Source organism: Kitasatospora sp. NPDC005748, from assembly GCF_040630735.1.
GTDB lineage: Bacteria > Actinomycetota > Actinomycetes > Streptomycetales > Streptomycetaceae > Kitasatospora.
The window spans coordinates 1-5,518 of the sequence record NZ_JBEXYD010000130.1 but is presented as its reverse complement, the minus strand read 5'-3'; the positions used below and the strand labels follow the sequence as shown (position 1 = coordinate 5,518).

Below are 5,518 nucleotides of genomic sequence, written 5' to 3'. Positions count from 1 at the left end.
CCGTGGTGGTGGACGAGGACGCCCTTGGGGCGGCCGGTGGAGCCTGAGGTGTAGATGGCGTAGGCGAGGTTCTGGCCGTCGAGGGTGCGCTGGGGCGCGGTCGCCGGGTGCTGGCCGATGGTCGCCTGCTCGCGTTCGATGACGACGAGGGGGCCGTCGTACTGGGCGTCGACGGTGTCGGCCAGGGCGGCGGAGGTGACGATCACCGGGGTCGCGGTGTCGGTGAGGACGTAGGCGAGGCGGTCGGCGGGCCAGGACGGGTCGAGGGGGAGGTAGGCGGCTCCGGCCTTCCAGACGCCGAGGAGGGTGGGGACGAGGTCGGGGCCGCGCTCCAGGCAGACGCCGACGAGGATGTCCGGTCCGGCGCCGAGGGTGAGGAGGTGGTGGGCGATGCGGTTGGCGCGTTCGTCGACCTCGCGGAAGGTGAGGCGGACGTCCCCGGCGATGACGGCGACCGCGTCCGGCGTCGCGGCGGCCTGGGCTTCGATCAGGTCGACGGTCAGACCCTCCGGCCAGTCGACCGAGCCCCCCGCGGCCCAGGTCGTGAGCTGGGTGCGCTCCGCCTCCGGCAGGTGGGAGAGGGTCGCGTCGCCGTTGGGGTCGGCGGCCATCGCCTCCAGCACCAGCCGGTAGCGCTCACCCAGGGCGTTCAGGTTCGCCCGGTCGATCGCGGTGCTCATGCTGTCGAGGTTGATTCGGCCGCCACGCACGATCACGTTGAGGGCGAACGAGTTGGAGCCGTCGCCCATCGACCCGTCCAGGTCGACGGAGTTCTCGTCGACGACGTGGAAGTCCAGGTACTCGAAGAGGACGGAGACCAGATCGCCGGAGCTGCCGGCGGCGCGCTGGACGGCGGGCAGCGGGTAGCGGCGGTGCGACCAGATCTCGGTCTCGGTGGCGTAGGTCCGCTCGACCAGCTCACGCCAGGTCTTCGCACCCTGAGTGGTGGGGAACGGCAGGGTGTTGAGGTGCATGCCGAGCACCCGGTCCGCGCCCGGCGCCTCCAGGCGGCCGTGGTAGACCACGCCGGTGTGGAAGGCGTCCTCGGCCGTCACGCTGCCCATCACCTTGAGGTGCGCGGCCAGCAGCACGCTCTTGATCGACGTCTTCGCCTCGGTGGCGAGACGACGCAGACCGTCCTCGATGTCGGTGTAGGGCACCCGGGCATGCAGCTGCTCGACGCCGGCATCCGGGGTGCCGAAGGAGGTCGGCAGGACCAGCGGGCTGTGGGTGTCGACGAGCTGCTGCCAGAAGGCCTGGGTCTGCGGGTCGGAGAGCGCGGTCTGCTCGGCGGCGATGAAGTCCGCGTAGCGGACCGACGGCACCTCGTAGACGGCCGGCTGCTCGCCGTTCCGCAGGCTGCGGTAGCAGGCGAGGATCTCCATCACCAGGGTGTGGTAGCTCCACCCCTCGGTGGCGGCGTGGATGTGACTGAACGTCAGGCGCCAGGCCTGATGCGACTCCAGGTGGACAGCGATGCGGACCAGCGGCGCCTCGGCCAGCTCGAAGCCCAGGGCGCGCTCGGAGGTCATGTACTCCTGCTTGCGCGCCGCGATCTCTTCGGCGGCGAGCGCACGCAGGTCGTGGATCGCGACCGGGACCTCGGCGGTGGCGTGGACGAGCTGGAGGGGCTGGCTGTAGCCGTCCAGGTGCATCGAGGTGCGCAGGATGTCGTGCCGGGCGACCACGGTGTCGAGGGCGCGGCGGAACGTCGGTGCGTCGAAGGGGACTTCGTCGGGGACGAGGAAGGAGTTCAGGTTGTGGTAGGTGTTGCCGCCCTGTGCCGCGAGCATCTCGACGAGCATGCCGGTCTGGATCTGGGAGAGGGGGTAGGCGTCGACGATGTCGGCCGGGAGGGCCTTGCGGTCCTCGTCCGAGATCTGGGCGAAGGGCTGGACGGCGGTGATCAGGGAGTGGCCGGTACCGTCACCGATCCGGGTCGCGAGGGCGGCGATGGTGCGCTGCTGGAAGACGTCGGGGATGGTGACGTCGTAGCCGGCGGCGCGCAGGGCGCCGACCAGTCGGACGGCGCGGATGGAGTCGCCGCCGAGGTCGAAGAAGCTGTCCTCGACGCCGACCTGGGGCAGGCCGAGGACCTCGGCCCAGACCGCGGCCAGGCGTTCCTCGACGGGGGTGCGGGGGGCGGTGTAGCCGCCGGTGGCGAACGCGTCCAGGTCGGGGGCGGGGAGGGCGCGGTGGTCGACCTTGCCGCTGTTGCTCAGCGGGACGGCGTCGATCGTCACGAACGCGCCCGGGACCATGTACTCGGGCAGCTGCCGGCCCAGTTCGCGCCGTACGGCGGCGATGTCCGGCGCGCTGCCGTCCTCGGTCACCAGGTAGGCGACGAGGGCCTCGTCGTGGACGGTCACGACGGCCTGGCGGACCTGCTCCAGCCCGCTCAGGACCGTCTCGATCTCACCCGGCTCGATGCGGTAGCCGCGGATCTTGACCTGGCTGTCGATCCGGCCCAGGCACTCCAGACTGCCGTCCGCCAGGAACCGGGCCAGGTCACCCGTCGCGTACAGCCGCGAACCTGCCGCGCCGTACGGGTTGGGCAGGAACTTCTCCGCCGTGAGGTCCGTCCGGCCGTGGTAGCCCCGGGCCACCCCGTCACCGTCGATGAACAACTGACCCGTCACCCCCGACGGAAGCAGCCGCAGCCCCTCGTCCAGGACATAGACGCCGGTGTTGGCCAGCGGGTGGCCGACGGCGATGGTCTCCGGCTCCTCGGGGACGTCCCAGAAGCTCGACCAGATGGTGGTCTCGGTCGGACCGTAGACGTTGACCACCCGCCGCGTGACCGCCGACAGGGCGGACGCGAGGTGTCCGGGCAACGGCTCGCCACCCGTCAGCGCGGTGACCGAACGCTCCTCGAAACCCGCCTCCAGCAGCAGCCGCCACGCCGACGGCGTCGCCTGCACATGGCTCACCCCACGCGCCCCGACCAGAGCGATCAGCGCCGCCGGATCCTTCACCTCGTGGTCGCGCGCCAGCACCACCCGGCCACCCGTGACCAGCGGCAGGTGCAGCTCCAGACCCGAGATGTCGAACGACACCGACGTCGAGGCCAGCCACACCGAACCATCCGGCACACCCAGGTCGTCCCGCACCGAAGCCAGCAGATTGTGCAGCGCACCGTGCCCGATCATCACGCCCTTCGGACGCCCCGTCGAACCACTCGTGTACAGCACGTACGCCAACTGCTCCGGAACCACCACACCCGGCACGGCAAGAGTCGGCGTCTCGTCGAGCACCACCGTGTCCAGATCGATCCTCGTCCCGGAGAACTCCACCGACCGGCCGCTCACGGTCACCAGCACCGCCGCGCCCGAGTCCGCCAGCATGTAGTCGACCCGCTCACCCGGCAGCGCCGGGTCGATCGGCAGATACGCCCCACCGGCCAGCCAGACGCCGTGCAGCAGCGGCACCAGATCCGCCTCACGCGGCAGGCACACACCCACCACGCTCTCCGGACCGACACCCGCCGCCCGCAGCAGGGCACCGAACCGCGCTGCCCGCTCCGCCACCTGCCCGTACGTCAGCTCGACATCACCGACCACCACCGCGACCGCGTCCGGCGACTTCACGACCCGGGCCGCGAACGCCTCCGGCGCACTGGCCGTCGACCACACCACCTCACGCCCTGGCGCGGACAACACCGCCACCTCGGCCCCGGACAACGCCACCACACGCGCGTCACCCTCCGGATCCGCCGCCATCGCCTTCAACACCGACCGGTACAACCCACCCAACCGCTCCAGGCCCTCGGCACCGAAGGCCTCGGCCGTGCTGCTGAGGTGGAAGCGCCCGTCACGGGCGATGACGGTCAGCCCGAACTCGTTGGCGCTCTCGCGCAGTTCGGCGGAGGTGTCGACCTCATCGGCGTCCAGCTGGTGGAAGTCGTGGAAGTCGAACATCACGGAGACCAGCTCGCCGCTGCTGCCGGCGGCGCGCTGGATGGCGGGCAGCGGGTAACGGCGGTGGGACCAGATGGCGGTCTCCGTCGCGTACGTCCGCTCGACCAGCTCACGCCAGGTCCTCGCACCCCGACTGGCCGGGAACGGCAGGGTGTTGAGGTGCATGCCGAGCACCCGGTCGGCACCCGGCGCCTCCAGACGGCCGTGGTAGACCACGCCGGTGTGGAAGGCGTCCTCGGCCGTCAGGCTGCCCATCACCTTGAGGTGGGCGGCCAGCATGACGCTCTTGAGCGAGGTCTTCGCTTCGGCCGCGAGCTTGCGCAGCCCCTCCTCCAGGTCCGCGAACGGCACCTGCAGACCGGTCCGGCCGCCCGCGTCACCGCCCCAGGTGGCGGGCAGGACCAGCGGGCTGTGGGTGTCGACGACCTGCTGCCAGAAGGCCTGGGTCGCCGGGTCGGCCAGCGCGGTCTGCTCGGCGGCGATGAAGTCCGCGTAGCGCACCGGGAGCGGCGCCGGGGCGGCGGGCTCGCGGCCGTCCCGCAGCGCCTGGTAGTCGCCCAGGAGCTCCACCAGCATCGAGTTGACGGACCAGCCGTCGGTGATGGCGTGCGGGTAGGTGAGGGTCAGGTACCAGGACTCGTCGGACTCCAGGTGTGCGGCGACGCGCATCAGCGGAGCGGCCGTGAGCTCGAACGCGGCGGCGTGCTCGGCGGCGGCGAAGGCACGGCCGTGCTCGGCCTGCTGCTCGGCGGTCGAGCCGCGCAGGTCATGGACGGTGACCGGGATCCCGGCGGTCGCGTGCACCAGCTGGAGCGGCTGCGAGAACCCGTCCAGGTGCATCGAGCTGCGGAGCGTCTCGTGGCGCGCGGTGATCAGCTCGACGGCGCCGCGCAGGGCGTCCGGCGAGAACGCCTGGCGGTCCGGAAGGCGGAAGGAGGTGATGTTCTGGTAGACGTTCCGCCCGTGGGTCGCTGCCAGCATCTCGACGAGCATGCCGGTCTGGACCTGGGAGAGCGGGTAGGCGTCCACGGCATCGGCGGGCAGCAGCGCCCGGTCGTCGTCGCCGATCAGGGCGAAGGGCTCGACGGCGGTGATCAGGGACTCGCCGGTGCCGTCGCCGACCGCGATGGCCATGGCGGCGATGGTGCGCTGTTCGAAGACGTCGCGGACCGTGATGTCGTAGCCGGCGGCGCGGAGGGCTCCGGTGAGGCGGACGGCGCGGATGGAGTCGCCGCCGAGGTCGAAGAAGCTGTCGTCGATGCCGACCTGGGGGAGGCCGAGGACGTCGGCCCAGACGGCGGCGAGGCGTTCTTCGACGGGGGTGCGGGGGGCGGTGTAGCCGGTGGTGGTGAAGGCGTTGAGGTCGGGGGTGGGGAGGGCGTGGCGGTCGGTCTTGCCGCTGCTGTTGAGGGGGATGGCGTCGAGGGTGACGAGCGCCGCGGGGATCATGTATTCGGGGAGGGTGGTGGCGAGTTCGCGGCGCACGGTGGTGAGGTCGAACCCGGTGTTGTCGGTGACGAGGTAGGCGAGGAGGGTGTCGTCGCGGACGATGGCGACGGCCTGGTGGATGTGGTCCAGGGCGGTGAGGGCGGTTTCGATTT

The 5,518-nt window shown here is 71.4% G+C and carries 1 protein-coding gene; it reads right to left on the bottom strand.

What is annotated here, in order from left to right; genetic code table 11:
• The coding region (locus tag ABZ495_RS36650; protein ID WP_359840320.1) for an amino acid adenylation domain-containing protein at positions 1–5,518 on the bottom strand (5,518 nt) is incomplete at both ends.